The following is a 17,994-nucleotide window of genomic DNA, read 5'->3' on the forward strand; positions in this document are numbered from 1 at the left end:
ATTATTAAAAAGAGGAGCACTTTCTATCTGAAAGCGTTCTCTTCTTAGTTTTCCAAAAGATACGACATAATTCGCTCAATCGGAAGTTCCCGATTGTCCATCGTATAGGTTTGTAAGTAAGGATGGTTAGTAGGCCGCTTGCAGTGTTCATTCATCTTAGACCAATTCTCATACGAAATTTGATCAATTTGACTCGGTCGTCTGACACGGTTTCGAAGTCGTGCGTTAATTTCTTTGTAATTTTCATGACGACACTCGATATAACGATAAGTCGCTCCGTAATTGGTGGCAATCGCTATCCCTTTATCGAGCATTTCATCATAGAGACAAGGACTGTCGAGAATGACGTTTTGTCCAAGTGATAGGTGATACTCGGCGAGGGACCAATCGACATCATAAGCCATCTTCCCAATTTCTCCATCTGAGAAGTTACCATCAGGAAGCGTATGGAGTAGGGAGGTCTTTGAAACATCATGATCGATGACGACCGCATGTACATGTTGGATGATACGTTTAGCCAATGTGGATTTTCCTGATCCAGGGGTTCCAGACATTTGAAGAAAAAACAGATGATCACCTCTTATCTAAGTAGGAGTAAATCTTATTTCTCATACAACTTGAATTACTTGTTATAATGGCTCAGTTCTTCAATGTAATCTTCGATACAAGCGACCTGAATAACCTGATATGGCTGATTAAAGGCTTGGTCCGATGTTAGCATTTGCATACCATGATGACATTTCCATCAAGATCTTTAAAATTGAACCAATGTTCGTGCTCGATGGGTGTGATGACCTCAATGTCGTGTTGAGTCACATAAGAATAAGCTTGATGAATATCGTGCGTATTTAAGTGAAACAGCGGTGTCTGGATGATGTTCTCTTTTGAGTAGATTTTACTATCTAAAACGAGGTTCGTACCCTCTAATGGAATGACATATAAATGGTCGAATAAGATCTCTCCTTTTGTTGAAAGATCAAATAAATCACAATACCAGTCACGCGCTTTTTGAATATCACTTACCGGAATGAAAATGGTACCGATTTTGTGAAGGATAGGGTTCATAGAAACTCCTGCCTTTTCATTTGATGAATGAAGTTTTCAACATCTTTCCGAGATTTTAAAACGATGATCTGTTTCTCGTGAGAATATTGTTTGATTCGTTTGACCATCTCTGGCTTTTGAATGTCAGGAAAATTCCAAACCCACTTCAGGAATGCGAAATCGAGTTTTTCCTCACAGGATGCACCCATATCCGGTCGTGTCGTACCACGATATCGGACAACTCGCTTGAGGACGCGATATATACAGACGATGCGTGGAAGATCGATTAAAATGACAGTGTCCGCTGCCTGTAGTCGTAAATCAAGGGTATTCCCGAAATTTCCATCGATAATCCATTCATCCTTCTTCACGAGTTGTTGTTGGATGTCGATTCGTTCTTCTCTCGGTGCCATCACCCATCCCGGTCTCCACATGAGAGCGTCCAAATGATAGACATCGAGATGTAATCGTTTACCTAGTTGACGGGCGAGTGTGGATTTCCCCGCACCACCAGAACCGATGACCATGATGCGTTTCATATAGTCACTTCTTTCATTGATGGACTCGATAAGATTAACTTTGCCCGTGCATCCATGTTTTCTGGTAGATTTTGTAGTGAAAAATATTTTAAATCTATTCCTTCATCATCGGTTAAACATAACGTGCCCGTCACTGTGTCAGTGATGAATAAATGGGTAACATTATGTACTTGATCGCCATTTGGATATTCAAAGAAAAAATCAGGGCCAGAGAAAACTGAGATTAGAGTTAATTGGTTGGAAGAGAGACCCGTTTCTTCATACAACTCTCTTTGTGCTGTTTGTTCAATTGTTTCTCCTGGTTCCATCGCCCCTCCAGGAAGTCCCCATTCCTTTGTATCTTTCCTTAGTTGAAATAAAAATTCTTGATTATCATTTTGTACAGCTACTGCAGCACCGACCATAATGAACGGACGGTTACCGATGAGCTCTCTCATCGAATGTATATAATTTTTCAACTTATTCATCCTCCAATACAATCCATTTCTTCAATTGACCGTCCTCTTCGTAAATGACCCGGACATCCATCTGTCCGATAACAAGACGTTGTTCCGAACTGAACACGACAATTGGATAGTCTGTCGATACCGGTTTATCCGTCTCAAAGATCGGGCTATGCGCCTGCATCGCGTAATAGCCGTCCGATCTCGTGTTGGCTGCCCCTGCATCAATCTGTGTCACATGTTCAAATCCTCTCAGTCTGAGCACATAACTATAAGACGTTCTCGCCCCTTGTTCGAGACGCCATTCTTCGATGATGGCTGATTTGTCGTCCAGGGTTCGTTCTTCTAGCACTTTTTGTGCCGTATACTCTTTTTCGTAAGGAATCATCTCTTGAATGCTGACGACGGTCATCGTCGCGAGTTTGAGCGATTCTTCGGAAGGCGGGGTAATCAGTATACCAATAAAAATGAGGATGGGAATCAACAAATAGACCATGACACGACTACGCATTTTCATCACCTTACCTTTTTAGATGTAAACTATTTCTGCATAAGAGAATCGGAACCCTTTAAAAGACATCCCGAATCTCAAAAACCGATTCATTTCTTCAATTTTGTAAAGGAGCGGGTATGATACAGAGAGGAGGGATGTTCATGAAAATCGGGGTCATAGGTGGGGGCGTTGCGGGATTGACGGCAGCTGCGCTCGCGCAACAAGAAGGACATGACGTAACCGTCTTTGAAGCGTCACGTGAATGGGGGGGGTGTGCCGGTAAGTTTCAACGTGGGGACTACTTGTTTCCCGCTGGTGCGACACTAGGGATGGGATTTGAACGAGGAGGAGTCCATCAGCGTGTCCTTCAGAAATTGGGAGAATCAATCGAGGTCACCTTACTTGATGAAGTGATGGACATTCATCTTCATGACGTCACCGTCACCTACTATCGCGACCGCAAACATCTACTCGAAGAGCTTAGTCGCACTTTTCCTGAGAACAGTCAGGCGATTCATGCATTCTATCGTGAAGTGTGGGGCGATTTTGAGAAGATTCGTCCGTTGTTTCAGCAGTTGCCCGCTCTTCCACTTTGCACGGTCTCGGATATGATCTATGCACTAAAAGGATTCCGGCCGAATCAAATCACAGCGCTAATGAAACTCCAGCGTACACTCGGCGACACGTTGGCCCGTCATGGACTAAGCGGTACAATGTTCGAACGATTTATCGATGGCGTTCTGCTCGACAGTTTGCAGACCGGTGCGAAAGAAGCGAGTCATTTACTTGGTGCAGTGGCACTGTCGGTCTATCACGAGGGAGCGTACTATGTTGAAGGTGGACTATATCAATTGGCTCATGCGTTAGAGCGCGCCGTTCGAGCATTTGGTGGCGAAACGAAATTAGGGAGGGACGTCCAATCCATCGAACAGGTGACGGATGGATGGCTCATCACCGATCGAAGAGGACGACTTGAACTAGTCGATGTCATTGTTTCCGCCATTCCGATTGAGCGGACGAGCGAACTTCTGAGAGGACAGGAACAACGACGCTTCAAACGACAGTATCGCAGACAGTTGAAGCAGTCACAATGGGGCACGTTCAGTCTGTACCTCGTCTTACCTGAGGATGTGTGTCGACAGAAACCGCTGTTTCAACAAATCTATCACGAGCGATTACCGAGCGGGCATGCGTTCATCTCCATGTCCGCGCCAGACGACGTGTTACGGACAGAACGACCGGAACGAACCATCACGGTATCTACACATATCGATTTATCGGAATGGCAAGATTGGAAAGACCGGGCGGCATATGAGAAACTAGAAAAAGATTGGACCAATCGTCTCGTCGACGTTGTCGCGACTGCATTTCCTGCGTGGAATCGCGAGTCGTCACTTCTCCTTCCCGGTGCACCCGGGGCATGGGTAAAGTACACGAAGCGACCGCATGGGGCAGTCGGAGGTTATGCGCAGACTCCTAGCCAGGCGCTCTTTCGCGCTGCGAGTTATCGCACCGACTTGCCGAACTTTTTTGTGTGCGGGGATACCGTATTTCCAGGAGCGGGGACGATTGGCGCGATGACGAGCGGATTACATGTCGCTCGAGCACTCGGGGTGACGATTGATTAGGGGGAATAATGATGAAGAAAAAAGCATTTGATGAACTGACAACGATTGAGTTGTATCGCTTACTGGCGTTACGAACTGAGATTTTCGTCGTCGAACAAAACTGTCCGTATCAAGAAATCGATGGAAAAGATGAACAAGCCATCCATTATTGGATTGAAGAAGATGGAGAGATTGTCTCCGCCCTTCGCGTATTGACGGAAGCATCTCCGGTCGCCATCGGACGTGTCGTCACGAAAGCGGCGCATCGAGGGAAAGGGTATTCCCGCCTCTTGATGGATGCGGCAATCAAAGATTTTGGACATGAGACGTTATACCTGCAAGCGCAGACGTATGTGGAACCTTTTTATGCCTCGTTTGGCTTCAAACGGACGAGTGATGTGTATCAAGAAGATAGTATTCCACATGTCGATATGTTACGTGAATCAACGAATCCCGCTAGTACCGTTTCGGAATCGTTCATGTTAGAATGAGAAAGAACATTCACGTGCTTTTGAGCACGATTACATTATAGACATAAAGGGGTTTACAATGGTGACCGATCAACAAGTAATTGCAAAAGCAAGAGAATTGGCAGATGTATTAGCACAAACACCAGAAGTGGCGCGCTTCAAAGAAGCGGAAGCGAAAGTAAACGGAAGTGACCGCGTACAGACTTTGATTAAACGAATCAAGTTCTTACAAAAAGAAGCCGTCAACTGTAAGCACTATGGCAAGACGGAAGCACTTGCGAAAGTCGAGCAAAAGATTGATAAAGCGATGGAAGAACTCGATTCAATTCCGGTCGTTCAAGCGTTCCAGGAAACTCAAGTCGAAGTGAACGATTTGCTTCAATACGTGACGGTGACGCTCGCAAACTCCGTAACGGACCGTATCATCGAATCGACGGACGGTGACGTCCTTGCAGGAAAGACAGGGAGCGGCATGGCGGCTGAACAAGCACGCGGCGGCTGCGGATACTAAAACGACACAGCTGGCCGATGGTCAGCTGTTGTACTTTCTAGAGGTGAATCAACATGCAAGAAGTCCATCAGACACCAATGATGAAACAATATTTCTCTATCAAGGCCGACTATCCGGACGCCTTTTTATTCTATCGACTCGGCGACTTTTACGAGTTGTTTTTTGAAGATGCACAAATTGTTGCAAAAGAGTTAGAGCTCACGCTCACTTCTAAAAACGGAAAGCAGGCCAAGCATCCAATCCCGATGTGTGGCGTTCCGCATCATTCCGCAGCCATCTACATTGAACAATTGATTGAAAAAGGATTTAACGTCGCCATCTGTGAACAGACAGAAGACCCGAAAGCGACGAAGGGACTCGTGAAGCGGGAAGTCATCCAAGTGATCACGCCGGGTACATACATGGCGTCACTCAGTGAAAAAGAAAACCGATATCTCGTCGCCATCTCGGACGTCGCAGGGCGATTCGGAATTGCTCGCGGTGACGTCACGACCGGTGAATCATGGTTGACGACACTCTCGTCAGAAGAAGCTGTGTTACGAGAAATCGAAGGATTGCTTCCGAACGAGGTCATCGTCGAGGATGAACGACTCGCTGATTTATTGCGACAGACCGGGATCCCACTTTCGATTCAAGTGGACAAGCGGAATAGTCCACTCGCACAAGGTGCAAAAGATGAGGCACAACGCTCGGCATTTGAATTGCTGTTTGCCTATTTGACGAAAACACAGAAACGTTCACTTGACCACTTGCAACCAGCAGTCGCCTATGAAGTTGAACAACACATGCAACTTGACGCCAATACGGCCCGAAATCTTGAATTGTTCCGTTCGGCTCGTTCCGGGGAACGGAAAGGGTCACTCCTTTCTCTCCTCGATGAGACGACGACGGCGATGGGCGGTCGATTGTTGAAACGTTGGCTTGAACAGCCACTTTATACGGAGCAAGGCATCAGAGAGCGACAGGACGCCATAGAGAACTTAGTGGACGACTTCATGTTGCGCGATCAACTACAAGAAGAGTTAAAGCGAGTCTACGATATCGAACGGCTTGTCGCGAAAGTCGGGTACGGGACGGCGAATGCGCGAGACCTTGTCCAATTACGCGACACACTCGAGCGGATGCCTTCTGTCCGGTCACTCTTACAAACGGTGAAAGCCGATCGCTTGCAGCAAATCGAACAGAATCTTGACTCGTTCGAGACATTGAGTGAACAGCTCCGGGCTGCCCTTGTCGATTCACCTCCGATTTCGACGAAAGAGGGCGGGATGATTCGTCATGGTTATTCGGATGAGCTCGATGAACTGTTAGAAGCGAAAGCGAACGGAAAATCGTGGATTGCCAACCTCGAACAACAGGAACGCATCGCGACCGGTATCAAATCGTTAAAGGTCGGGTATAACCGCGTATTTGGTTACTACTTGGAAGTGACGAAAGCGAATGCGAAGTTGCTTGAAGAAGGACGTTATGAGCGGAAACAGACGTTGACGAATGCGGAACGTTACATCACGCCAGAACTGAAAGAGAAGGAAGCCCTCATCTTAGGTGCGGAAGAGAAGAGCTGTACGCTCGAATATGACTTGTTTGTCGCGCTCCGAGAAGAAGTGAAGACGTATACGAAGCCCCTTCAGCAGCTGGCTCGCTCACTCAGTGAATTAGATGTGCTCCTCGCTCTTGCCGTTGTGGCGGAGAAGCGGGAATACGTTCGCCCAGTTACGACATCTCACGTCCAAATTGAACGTGGGCGTCACCCTGTCATTGAGACGGTCTTGCCGCGAGGCGAATATGTCGCCAATGACTTGACGCTTGACGACACACGTCAAATGTTGCTCATCACGGGTCCGAACATGTCCGGTAAATCGACGTACATGCGTCAATTTGCCTTGATCGCGATCCTTCATCAAATCGGTTCATTCGTCCCGGCAGAAGCGGCGGAACTTCCGCTCTTTGACCGTATCTTTACACGAATCGGTGCGGCGGACGATTTGGTGAGCGGACAGTCGACGTTCATGGTCGAGATGACCGAGACGCGCCAAGCTGTCACTGAGGCGACGGAACATAGTTTGATTTTATTAGATGAAATCGGTCGCGGGACGTCGACGTATGACGGAATGGCGCTCGCACAGGCAATTGTGGAATATATCGCTTCATCAATCGGCGCGAAGACACTCTTCTCAACGCACTATCATGAATTGACGGTGCTCGAAGATTCGATTCCGACACTTGAGAATGTTCATGTCCGGGCGATTGAACGGGATGGGCGTGTCGTGTTCTTGCATGAAGTACATCCAGGACGTGCAGACAAATCATATGGGATTCATGTGGCAGAATTGGCCGAACTTCCGGATTCGTTGATCGACCGGGCCCGAACGATTCTGTCAGAACTCGAGTCGGAGGCGACGAAACCTGTTTTAAACGAGGAGGCTGTTCCACTCCCAGTGGAAGAAGTCAGCCAGTTGTCGTTGTTCGAGTCAACTGACGCTGTTCGAGAACAGCTACTCAAACTCGATTTATTGGCAATGAATCCAATCGAAGCGATGCAGGCGCTGTATGAACTGCAACAGACCGCAAAGAAAGGGTGAGTCGATGGGAATCATTCGAGAGTTACCTGAACAGCTCGCGAACCGAATCGCAGCCGGGGAGGTCGTCGAGCGACCTGCTTCCGTCGTGAAAGAATTAGTCGAAAATGCGATTGACGCGGGAGCGACGAAAGTAGACGTCGACTTACAAGAGGCGGGCATCCGTCTAATCAAAGTGCGAGATAACGGGCATGGGTTCCATGAAGAAGACGCCGCCCGAGCCTTCTTACGACATGCGACGAGTAAAATCCGGGACGAGCACGACTTGTTCCGCATTCGGACGCTCGGCTTCCGTGGTGAGGCGCTCGCCTCGATCGCGTCGGTCAGTCACGTCTTGTTGAAATCAAAGCGAGCAGAGGAGGATGGCTTTGAGATGACGCTTGAAGGTGGAGTCGTCAAGGCGACAAATCCGGCAGCTACGAACATCGGGACCGAGATCGCGGTTAGCCAGCTCTTCTTCAACACACCGGCCCGTCTCAAATATTTGAAGACGTCAGCAACGGAACTTGCGAGCATTACCGATACGTTGAACCGTTTAGCGCTGTCTCATCCGGAGATTCGATTCACGGTCTTTCATGAAGAGAAAGAATTGTTGCGTACGAACGGGAATGGAGACTTGAAACAAGTGATGCTTGCCATCTATGGTCGCCAAGTCGCTGCACAAATCGTCACGGCGTCGAGCAAGACGAACGATTATACGCTGAGCGCCCATCTCGTGCGACCGGAAGTGACCCGTTCGAACAAACAGTACGTGACTCTCATCTTAAACGGTCGAAGCATCAAGAACTTTGCACTGACCCAAAGCGTGCTTGAAGGCTACCATACGCTCTTACCGATCGGTCGTTATCCGATTGCCGTGCTCGAAGTGAAGATGGACCCGATGTTGATTGACGTGAACGTCCATCCGACGAAACGTGAAGTGCGTTTGTCGAAAGAAAAAGAACTATGCCAGCTCATCCGAGAGACCGTTCAATTGACACTCCGGGAACAACGTCTCATTCCGTCTGTGAAACAAGAACCGAAGCCGAAACGTGTGACACCTTCTGAACAGTCGAAACTCGACTTTTCGATGGAGCCCCAACCTAAACAGGCAGATTCGGTCGAGTGGAACTATCCGATTCCGAGAGAACGGAAGGAGACGCTCACGTCACCATCCCAGTGGAACCCGGCTCCGCTCGTTCATGAGCCGGAGGCAGAGATGATCGAACCAGAACAGGTCGAGGAGTCTGTACGTCAGTCGGAGCGTTTACCGGCACTAGACGTCATCGGGCAACTGCATTCGAGTTATATCATCTGTGGAGCGGAAGACGGGATGTACGTGATGGACCAACATGCCGCTCAGGAACGCATCAAGTATGAGTTGTTTTATGAGCAGTTAGGACGTCCGGAAAAAGAGTATCAGCTTCTGTTGATTCCGCTGACGTTAGAGTTCACGCAAGAAGAGACGCTCGCTATCGAAGAAGTGCTCCCGCTTCTAGCGGATGCAGGCATCACGTTAGAGCCGTTTGGGGGTAACACGTTCCTTGTCCGTGAGATTCCGACATGGTATCCGCAACATGACTTAGAGGGCACGATTCGTGATCTGGTGGAGATGGCCATTCAACAGCGGTCAATCGACATCGCGAAATATCGCGAAGAAGCATCAATCCTCATGGCGTGTAAACGATCGATCAAAGCGAATCATCCACTCAATATGGAGATGATGCGACAATTGATTGATGATTTGAGTCGTACGACGTCTCCGTTTACGTGTCCGCACGGGCGACCGATTCTCGTGAAATGGAGCACGTATGAGCTTGAGAAGTTATTTAAACGCGTCATGTAATCGTCTTGTTACCTTGTTTTAACACGATGTAACGTTTATTCAGCCGTCCTCATGGGAAAACTATACACATGTCACTCAACGCATCGAGGTTGAGAGGTGGCTTTTTCACTGCCTCACCCTCAAGATGTCGACATGAAATGTATATCCATGTAGGAGGAAAAGAAAATGACGAACAAACTTCAAGTATCAAAACGAGAATTACGCCCACGGTCACTGCGCACGAAGTTGCGTAAGGAAGGAAAAGCGTTAGGCGTCGTCTACGGCTACAAAGTAGACAGCACTCCAATCGTATTTGACGAGATGGACCTTCGTAAAATTCTTCGAGACCACGGTGACAATGCCTTGATTGAACTCCATTACGATGGAAATAAAATCAACACGCTCGTGCACGGATCGGAAACGGACCCGTTCACAAACTTCTATCAGCACGTCGAATTCATGGCCGTGAAGATGGATGAAGAGACAGAAGTTGAAGCGGATATCGTCCTTGTTGGCGACGCGAAAGGCGTCAAAGAAGGCGGATATCTTGCCCAGTCACTTTATAAAGTGACGGTCGCTGCGACACCGGCCAACATCCCTGAACGCATCGAACTCGATGTGTCAGAGCTTGGAATCGGTGATTCGGTGACCGTAGCGGATCTTCCAGAAGACAAATCGTACACGATCGTCTCGGAACCAGATATGCACATCGCCTCTGTGAATGAGCCGGTTGCAGAAGTTGAAGACGAAGAATCGGAAGAAGGTTCAACTGAAGGGGAAGCATCAGAAGCTTCTTCTGAAGAAGCTGAAGAATCGACTGAGGATAAAGAATAAGCAATTCGATTATAAAAGAGGAGCATCATCCCTAGATGGGGTGATGCTCCTTTGTTTTTCTGAATTTTTGATGTGAAAATACCATTGCTATTTAGGGTTCGTTTAACTCTATCCTATATTTTCATCAATCTCGATGAATAAGTCACGGAACCTAAAGGACTTTGTGAAGAAGTTTGGTGCCAATAGTATAAGATTGAAGACTGAACGATTTATCTTTGCTGCGCAAATGGTGTGTGGGAAATAGAGTACGAGATGGATAGACAATTTCTACATTTCGCTTTGCGTTTGATATAGATCATTTGAATCATGCTTTCTACAAGCGAATCAGAGAAGATGCATGGATAAATCGGTCTCATTTTATAAAAACTTATATCTGGTCGAAAAGTAATTAAATGACAAAAAACAGATGGTTTTTTCATCTAATTGCGAAAACATAGCTGAGGTAGAGCAAATATTGAGCAGATTGAATCAAAACATAATGACTAAATGATGACTTGTAGCACTACTTCATGATTTAAGGGTTCTTCTATGATGGAATGGGAGGTGCTCTTATGTTGCAAAGTGTAATCATTGCTCTATATCTGACACTAGGTGTATTGATGTTTGGAGTGTTAACTCGTCGAAGGATCGGGATGTGGCAGTCCTTGCTTATCGCACTGACTGGAATCATCCTTCTATTAATTGATGCATGGAGAATATATTGGATCTTGTTTTGGGTAGGTTCGCTCATCTTGTATTTGATACTACACTTCAAGAAAAAGCGCTTTAAATTTGTCTACAAGACAATATATTTTATCTTACTGAGTGTATGTATTGTGTTTACAGTGCTCTTTCCTGTCTTTCGATTACCAGAACCGACGGGGCAGTTTAGTGTTGGGATGATTGAACAAGAATTTTATAGTGATGAGCAGTCTCTTCCGATACGAACAAGTATTCGTTTTCCAATCGATCAGAACGAGGGGGAGAGATTACCATACTTTTCAGACACAGAGTTATTCGTTGAACAAATATCTGAAGAATATTCTGTCCCATCCATGTTGTTGAGTCAACTAGAGGAAGTTCAATCTCATAGTCATGCAGCGGGAAGTGATTCACTCTCGAAGGAGGAGATCGAGTATCCTGTCATCCTGTTATCGCACGGTTTTCCTGGCAGTCGATTTTTTCTCACTCATTTGGCGGAAGAGTTGACAAGTCAAGGATACGTCACAGTATCGATTGATCACCCAGGATATTCAATCGCATCGACGTTTAAAGGCGAAAAGATTATCGGAATGAACAATCAGTTACCTAATCCATTGGGACTAGACGAGTGGGACGCAGTTGTGGAAAAAGAGTGGTTGCCTAACATCCGAACCGTTCTGTCTGGTTTGAACGAGATGAACGAAGAGAAGTTCGAGGCGCGTCTAGATTTGAAAAATGTTGGTGTCATTGGACATTCATTTGGAGGTGCAAGTGCATTTCAAGCAATGCAGCAAATCGATAATGTGACGATTGGTGTGAACTTAGATGGTACACATTTTGGTGAGCCGCCTCAAAAACGATTAGAGAAGCCATATTTATATTTGAAAGCGGACCCAAGGGAAGCAAGCACTGACCAATCAAATGCAGAGGTCGATCAGAAGTTAATCGACGACATTGAACAACGTTCAAAGTGGGCTAGCTACTTGGCTGTGAGGGAATATGAAGTTGAAGGGGCGTCACATATGAACTTTACAGACTTCGTCAATTATTCTCCATTATTGCGTACCACATCTTTATTTAACGCCTCAACGATCACACTCGAAATAAACAAGTCGATCACATCGTTTTTAGATGAATTTTACCGGGATTGAGAAAGGAGCATTCGTTATGAAGATACGGATTGAGAGAGAAGAAGACGTTTCAGCAATCGAGAGAGTCGTAGAGGCAGCATTTAAAGACGAGGTCTTTAGTGATCATCAAGAACAATTCTTAGTCGAGCGAATTCGAAATAGTCCTGAGTACATTAATTCTTTGTCATTTGTAGCAGTAGACGATGACAATCAAGTTATTGGTCATCTCATGCTTTCGGTCATGTACGTGGTGCGTCCTACGGGTGTGAAAGAAGAGTGTCTTGCGCTCGCCCCTGTTTCAGTCATTCCAAGATGTCAGAATCAAGGCGTTGGCCGAAAACTGATTGAACATGCGATCCAACAGGCACGTTTGACAAATTATCCTGCGATTTTTGTAATGGGCCACCCTGAATATTATCCGAAGTTTGGGTTCGTAAAAGCCAGCGATTATCATGTTCAAAACCCATTTGACGTACCAGACGAATTGTTCATGGTTTTAGAGTTAAAGAAACAGTCCTTGGGAGAAGATGTTAAAAAAGTGATATATTCAAAAGCGTTTAATTAATTAATAGTTTCTACAATCAAAAAAGATGTCAATATAAGTACGATCGTCATGATAAAAATGAACGAGACAAGAAAACCACTTTTAGAACAAACTGTTCTAGTAAGACTTTTTTTGAGAAGGAAAACTTTAACGGTCTCTAAATTTTAATATAATTTAACGTATTTCGAAACTCAAAGAGGAGGGATTAATATTAATGAACACTAATAATTTAATCATATTAAATTATGAAGAGATTCGACGCAGGAGTATAAAAATTTGGAAAGCAATACCTCAACAAATGTTAAACTGGAAGCCTGATTCAGATGCTTTATGCTGTGCTGAAATGATTAGGCATGTGTTAGAAAGTGAATTTCTTTATCACCAAATCCTCATTGGAGGAGGGGATAACGCGTTATTTAATGTGTCTAACCCATTTGCTAATAGAGAGTTTACAACAGTAGATGATGAACTTGCGTTTGCGGAGACTTATCGTAAAAAATTTTTAAATTACATTAAGTCTCTTAGTCTAAATGACTTAGAAAACGTTGAAATTGACCGGTCTAATGTCGGTTACGTTCGAACGCTCGGAGATATGTTAATGCGTATCGCTTATCACGAGTCGGTTCATACAGGTCAATTATTGAACTATATGAGAACAATGAAAATAGATCGCCCTAAAATATGGGATTGATAAATAGGGCAAGGATTTGAAAAGTCTTGCCCTTTGTATGCATTTTTAGCGATATGGTATATATTACTTTGAGTGCTTCTTCAGATTCTACATATCATGTTTTTATTTTTAGAAACAAATGTAGTACGTGACAATCTGGTATGCTCCCCAATAGGTAGACAGATGAAATAACAAATCTGTTTATTCTATTGGGGAGTGTTTTTTTATGGCGAAAAGTCGGCATTCAATCGAACAAAAACTGAGTACACTGCGTATGATGGAAGAAGAAACATATACTTGGAATGAAATCAGGGAGGCTCATAACGTCTCTAGGCACACTCTCCAGGTGTGGAAAGTGAAGTTCGATACCGGTGGGATCGACGCGTTGAAGGAATCGAGGACCTGGAGACCTTACACGAAGGAACAGAAGATCGCTGCCGTCCGTGACTATCTCGATGGGTCCACTAGAATGGATGTTCTCTCCAAACATCACATCAGTAGTTGGTCTGTTCTTTACAGGTGGATTAGGAAGTATACTAGTCATAGCGAGTTAGCAGATTCGAGAAAAGGGATGGGTCTAGCTATGAAAAAAGAAAGAAAAACTACGTTCGAAGAGCACTTTGAGATCGTGAAATACTGTTTGGAGAATGGTCGAAACTACCAGCAGACGGCAGAACAATATCAGGTGTCCTATGCCCAGGTCTATGGTTGGACCAAGAAGTATATGACACGAACGGTGCAGAAGCGCTCCTAGACCGCCGTGGGCGTACCAAACCAGAGGACGAACTAAGTGAAGAAGAGAAGCTGAAACGCCGTATCCGGCAAATGGAGCTTGAGAACGAACTTCTTCGTGCCGACAACCTGTACCTAAAAAAGTTAGAGGAGATCGAGAGGAGGTCGTGATCAGCCAGGTGCGCCTACAGCACCGATATGTCGCCATCAAAGAATTGAACGAAGAGGAGGCACTTTCCATCGTGCTCCTCTGTCGGGTCGCCGGCATCTCACGGGCGGCCTATTACAAATGGTGAACCGCACCGTTTCGGTGCGTCAAGAAGAGAACGAGAAGCTTCTGGAGGACATTCGTCTACTCTATGACCAGGCGAACGGCACATACGGGTACCGTCGGATCACGATGACGATCAATCGGCTGCGCCGGCAACAGAGCCTGTCCACGTTCAATGAAAAGCGGATCTATCGCTTGATGCATATCCATGGGATCCAATCGATCATCCGCCGGAAGCAGAAGAGACATAAGAAGTCAACGCCACAGCATGTGGCCGAGAACCTGATGAACCGCGAATTCCGTGCGTCCCGGCCGGACGAGAAATGGTGCACCGACGTCACCGAGTTCAAATACGGTGACGGGAAGAAGGCGTATCTGAGCGCGATCATCGACCTGTATGACGGCTCAATCGTCGCCTATCGTATCGGGAGGTCCAACAACAACGGGCTCGTGTTCCATACGATGATGCCAGCCATCGCGGGGCTCCGTACAGGAGCACGTCCGATGATCCATAGTGACCGAGGGTTCCAATATACCTCGAGAGGGTTCAAACGCATGGTAGAAGACGCGGGAATGACCCGCAGCATGTCCCGGGTCGGGCGTTGCATCGACAACGCCCCAATCGAGAGTTTTTGGGGTACCTTGAAAGTGGAGATGTACTACTTGCGTGAGTTCCAGGCCTATAGCGAACTCACATCGGCCATCGAGACCTACATATCGTTCTACAACCACAATCGTTTCCAGAAACGACTAAACGGCTTGAGCCCTGTCGAATACAGGGCTCAAGCCGCCTAGGCTGGTTTTCATTATTTGCCCTGTCTACTTGACGGGGAGCAGTTCAGTATACGTGATTCCTTTCGGGCTCACGGACTTGACGTATTTATTCGTGTCCAACTCATTTATCTCTTTCGACGTAAACAGTTTCTTCGACATCTCAAAATCACTCCCGATATGATTTAGTCCAGTGTACACAAAAACTCTGAGCAATAGACTTTTTTTAGTGTCAATTACTCAGGGTACAGTTTAGGTTGTATAATAAGTTATTTTTATATCCGATAAGTGACAAAACTTGAAATCAAAATTAATACTCCGAGCATACACATAGATTTGGCATCGTCTGAATGGTTATACATGTCATAAACACCCAGCGTGGTTAACGCGCTCCCAAAAGATAGACCAATCAGTGAACCTCTTTTAGCTAACTTGGTATTCGGATAGTTTCTATGTCTAGCATTTTCAGAAGCGGAGCGATATTTATTAGTATGTTTCTTGAGATCTACTTTTTTCATTTTCGTCTGCTCCCTTCATAAAAATTATACATATCCGATAATTTTTGCAGGCACACCTGCCACGATCGCTCCATTTGGAACATCTTTTGTGACGACAGCTCCAGATGCGACGACGACATCATTTCCGATGGTCACGCCAGGGTTTATAACCGCGCGTCCTCCAATCCATACCCGGTTTCCAATCGTTACGGGCGCACCCATTTCTCTACCGGAGGTTCTTAGATGAGGATCCGTCGGATGTGTCGCTGTGTAAATATGAACCCCGGGGGCCAGCATACAATCATGACCGATGGTGATGGCACATACATCCAACATGACACAATCAAAATTGGCATAGAAACGATCTCCTACACAAATGTTATAACCGTAATCACATTTATACGTCGGTTCTATATAGATGGATTCTCCGACGTTTTTGAATAGTGAGTGGAGTAAGTCCGTCCTTTTTTTAGATTCTTCGATTGAGGTTCGATTATAAGCCTCGGTCATCAGACGGCAGAGCTGCCGATCCTGTAATAGTTCGGGATGGCTCGGGTTATATAATTCTCCTCGAATCATCAGTTCTTTCTCAGTCAACATCATCATTCACCTTTCTTTTTGAGTTTGAGTTCACATGTTCACTATATCTATTAAAAATATATGGCGGCAGTAGGCGAGGGTCATCAAAAAGTCATATGGATGACATTAAAACATTCCGTATGCTGGACACAATCGTAGTGTTCGTGAGTGACAAAAAGGGATGCACTTATGCATCCCTTCAAGATATTATTGTTTCTCCATCAAGATTGCTTGTAGTTCACGGACGAGAAACTTTGGATTGTCTTGTTGAATGATATGTCCAGCCTTTGGTACCAAACGAAAAACAGATTGAGAAGACAATTCTTTCAGTTTTTCTTGTCCCTGTTGCCACGCTTGCTCGATCATCAGTTCCTGCTCTGCGCTCAGCCCAATTTCCTGTAGTTTCGATTTTTCAGTATGGGCAAAAATGTGTACCGGAATATCAAATTTTTGAGAGTTTAGAGACTCATTCATCTCATATAAATAATCGAGTTCTTCTTCTTTAGCGTAGAAAAACTTCTTACGATAGTCGACGTTCAACACTTCAGGTCGATATTCTTCCGGAATCCCCGTCAACACTTTATCTTGCATGAGACGAACCAATCCGCTCGCCTTCATCAGAGATAGTACCTCTTTTGATGGAGAACCGGTGCGTAATGGATTGACGTCAGCACTCTTGAAAATGGCGTCTGTTTGTTGCGAGAATGTCTCAGGACGAGCGTCGATTAAAACGAGCTGTTCCACACGTTCCGGATATTTTTCAGCGAACAATCGAGCATACATCCCTCCTAAAGAGTGTCCAACGAGAATGACAGGTCGGTCTACATCAAGTCGAATCAGAAGTTCATTGAGTTCGTTAACGATGTTTTCAGGAGTGCGTTTTGCCTTTGCTGCTCCGCTCCATCCGTACCCCGCACGATCATAGGTGATCACAGTGGCGTCATCATGGAGTTTACGCGTTACTTTATCCCAGCTAGAGCTCGTCATACCCGAACCGTTTTCAAATACGATGATGGGTCCATCTGGCAAACCTTCTTTATTAGCATGTAAGACGGTACCGTCTTGAAGTTCAATCTCATCTCCAGGTGCCTCGTGTGTCCACATATATCGCTGTTGTAGTAGGAATTCACCCGAAAACGCGAGCACCATGATAATTGAACCAAAAATCAACGTAATTTTAATAAAATGAAACATGCTAGACCTCCTAGTTTTTCAATCTTTTTACCTCCTAAGTATGATAAAAAAAAGTCACGTTTAATAATTGAATGGAGTCATGCAAAGGTAACGCTAAACATGTATCAGTAAGTGATGACTTCCTTATGACTAAAAAACGCTACACTTGAGGCGTAGGGAGGGAACATGCATGATCATCGACTATTTGACTAAATATGAAGAAGAAGTGGTTGACGTTTTCGAACACGCCTCGAAATTGAATCATTCTTTTCTAGGGCACGACTGGATCTGTAACGAGATTGATTTGTTAAGGGACGTGTATCTGCATGAAGCAGTCACGTATATATACGTAGAAAATTCTCGTGTTGTAGGATTTATCAGCGTCATCGAGGACGAGATTGGGGGACTGTTCGTGGCCCCTTCGTCACATCGGAAAGGGATTGGAACTCAATTGATTGAGTATGCGTCTTCGATTCATCCTATTCGACGTGTAGAGGTGTTTGAAAAGAATGTCCGAGCACGCTCTTTTTATGAAAAAGTGGGATTTCAAGAAGCAACATCACGTGTTCATCCGTCCGGCGAACGCCTGATTCAAATGTGTATACGATCAAATTGAAAATAC

Annotated in this window: 18 protein-coding genes and 1 pseudogene; 11 read left to right on the forward strand and 8 right to left on the reverse strand. The window is 45.5% G+C overall.

Translation table 11 applies throughout. The features are described from left to right. Positions 1 to 44: 44 nt before the first annotated feature. From GVY42_RS02400 to GVY42_RS02420, 5 genes are all read right to left on the reverse strand, one after another. Positions 45 to 554, reverse strand: coding sequence for an AAA family ATPase (locus GVY42_RS02400; RefSeq protein ID WP_256369425.1), 510 nt, complete (start codon positions 552 to 554; stop codon positions 45 to 47). 160 nt (positions 555 to 714) lie between these two features. Continuing rightward, positions 715 to 1,065 carry a VOC family protein gene (locus GVY42_RS02405; RefSeq protein ID WP_159562177.1) on the reverse strand — a complete coding sequence of 117 codons (351 nt, stop codon included), beginning with the start codon at positions 1,063 to 1,065 and terminating at the stop codon, positions 715 to 717. After that, on the reverse strand, positions 1,062 to 1,583 hold the full coding sequence (locus GVY42_RS02410) for a DNA topology modulation protein (protein WP_159562178.1): 522 nt from the start codon (positions 1,581 to 1,583) through the stop codon (positions 1,062 to 1,064). Before GVY42_RS02410 ends, GVY42_RS02405 begins: the two co-directional genes overlap by 4 nt. After that, complete coding sequence (locus GVY42_RS02415; protein WP_159562179.1) at positions 1,580 to 2,050, reverse strand: NUDIX hydrolase; 471 nt, start codon at positions 2,048 to 2,050, stop codon at positions 1,580 to 1,582. Before GVY42_RS02415 ends, GVY42_RS02410 begins: the two co-directional genes overlap by 4 nt. After that, complete coding sequence (locus GVY42_RS02420; RefSeq protein WP_159562180.1) at positions 2,043 to 2,543, reverse strand: hypothetical protein; 501 nt, start codon at positions 2,541 to 2,543, stop codon at positions 2,043 to 2,045. Before GVY42_RS02420 ends, GVY42_RS02415 begins: the two co-directional genes overlap by 8 nt. Before the next feature lie 137 nt (positions 2,544 to 2,680). Here GVY42_RS02420 and GVY42_RS02425 point away from each other — a divergent pair, with 137 nt between their 5' ends. The 10 genes and pseudogenes from GVY42_RS02425 to GVY42_RS02470 all read left to right on the forward strand — a co-directional run bounded on the left by GVY42_RS02425 (position 2,681) and on the right by GVY42_RS02470 (position 15,147). Further along, positions 2,681 to 4,147: an NAD(P)/FAD-dependent oxidoreductase gene (locus GVY42_RS02425; RefSeq protein ID WP_159562181.1), complete on the forward strand. Its 1,467-nt coding sequence runs from the start codon at positions 2,681 to 2,683 to the stop codon at positions 4,145 to 4,147. Between the two features lie 11 nt (positions 4,148 to 4,158). Then, on the forward strand, positions 4,159 to 4,617 hold the full coding sequence (locus tag GVY42_RS02430; RefSeq protein ID WP_159562182.1) for a GNAT family N-acetyltransferase: 459 nt from the start codon (positions 4,159 to 4,161) through the stop codon (positions 4,615 to 4,617). Positions 4,618 to 4,675: 58 nt separating this feature from the next. After that, positions 4,676 to 5,107, forward strand: a complete 432-nt coding sequence (locus tag GVY42_RS02435; protein WP_012726155.1) for a RicAFT regulatory complex protein RicA family protein — start codon at positions 4,676 to 4,678, stop codon at positions 5,105 to 5,107. 53 nt (positions 5,108 to 5,160) lie between these two features. Further along, positions 5,161 to 7,689: a DNA mismatch repair protein MutS gene (gene mutS / locus GVY42_RS02440; protein ID WP_159562183.1), complete on the forward strand. Its 2,529-nt coding sequence runs from the start codon at positions 5,161 to 5,163 to the stop codon at positions 7,687 to 7,689. 4 nt (positions 7,690 to 7,693) lie between these two features. Then, entirely contained in the window at positions 7,694 to 9,511 is a 1,818-nt protein-coding gene (gene mutL / locus GVY42_RS02445) for a DNA mismatch repair endonuclease MutL (RefSeq protein ID WP_074037127.1), read from the forward strand. Positions 9,512 to 9,676: 165 nt separating this feature from the next. After that, positions 9,677 to 10,324 carry a 50S ribosomal protein L25/general stress protein Ctc gene (locus GVY42_RS02450; protein WP_047795369.1) on the forward strand — a complete coding sequence of 216 codons (648 nt, stop codon included), beginning with the start codon at positions 9,677 to 9,679 and terminating at the stop codon, positions 10,322 to 10,324. Positions 10,325 to 10,875: 551 nt separating this feature from the next. Further along, positions 10,876 to 12,156 (forward strand): alpha/beta fold hydrolase, encoded by a 1,281-nt coding sequence (locus tag GVY42_RS02455; RefSeq protein ID WP_159562184.1) that lies wholly within the window; start codon positions 10,876 to 10,878, stop codon positions 12,154 to 12,156. Between the two features lie 16 nt (positions 12,157 to 12,172). Next, complete coding sequence (locus GVY42_RS02460; RefSeq protein WP_159562185.1) at positions 12,173 to 12,700, forward strand: GNAT family N-acetyltransferase; 528 nt, start codon at positions 12,173 to 12,175, stop codon at positions 12,698 to 12,700. Positions 12,701 to 12,893: 193 nt separating this feature from the next. Continuing rightward, a complete protein-coding gene (locus GVY42_RS02465) occupies positions 12,894 to 13,370 on the forward strand; it encodes a DinB family protein (RefSeq protein WP_159562186.1) in 477 nt (158 codons plus the stop codon). 205 nt (positions 13,371 to 13,575) lie between these two features. After that, positions 13,576 to 15,147, forward strand: a pseudogene (locus tag GVY42_RS02470) (IS3 family transposase). Between the two features lie 251 nt (positions 15,148 to 15,398). On the opposite strand, the gene GVY42_RS02475 reads toward GVY42_RS02470, so the two are convergent. The 3 genes from GVY42_RS02475 to GVY42_RS02485 form a co-directional block, all read right to left on the reverse strand. Further along, a complete protein-coding gene (locus tag GVY42_RS02475) occupies positions 15,399 to 15,641 on the reverse strand; it encodes a hypothetical protein (RefSeq protein WP_159562187.1) in 243 nt (80 codons plus the stop codon). A 24-nt stretch (positions 15,642 to 15,665) separates the two neighbouring features. After that, a complete protein-coding gene (locus GVY42_RS02480) occupies positions 15,666 to 16,220 on the reverse strand; it encodes a maltose acetyltransferase domain-containing protein (RefSeq protein WP_159562188.1) in 555 nt (184 codons plus the stop codon). Between the two features lie 186 nt (positions 16,221 to 16,406). Beyond that, positions 16,407 to 17,393 (reverse strand): alpha/beta fold hydrolase, encoded by a 987-nt coding sequence (locus GVY42_RS02485; RefSeq protein ID WP_159562189.1) that lies wholly within the window; start codon positions 17,391 to 17,393, stop codon positions 16,407 to 16,409. Positions 17,394 to 17,562: 169 nt separating this feature from the next. Here GVY42_RS02485 and GVY42_RS02490 point away from each other — a divergent pair, with 169 nt between their 5' ends. Next, positions 17,563 to 17,988 carry a GNAT family N-acetyltransferase gene (locus GVY42_RS02490; protein ID WP_159562190.1) on the forward strand — a complete coding sequence of 142 codons (426 nt, stop codon included), beginning with the start codon at positions 17,563 to 17,565 and terminating at the stop codon, positions 17,986 to 17,988. Positions 17,989 to 17,994 lie beyond the last annotated feature (6 nt).

It is taken from the genome of Exiguobacterium sp. 8A (assembly GCF_902506275.1).
Taxonomy (GTDB): domain Bacteria; phylum Bacillota; class Bacilli; order Exiguobacteriales; family Exiguobacteriaceae; genus Exiguobacterium; species Exiguobacterium profundum.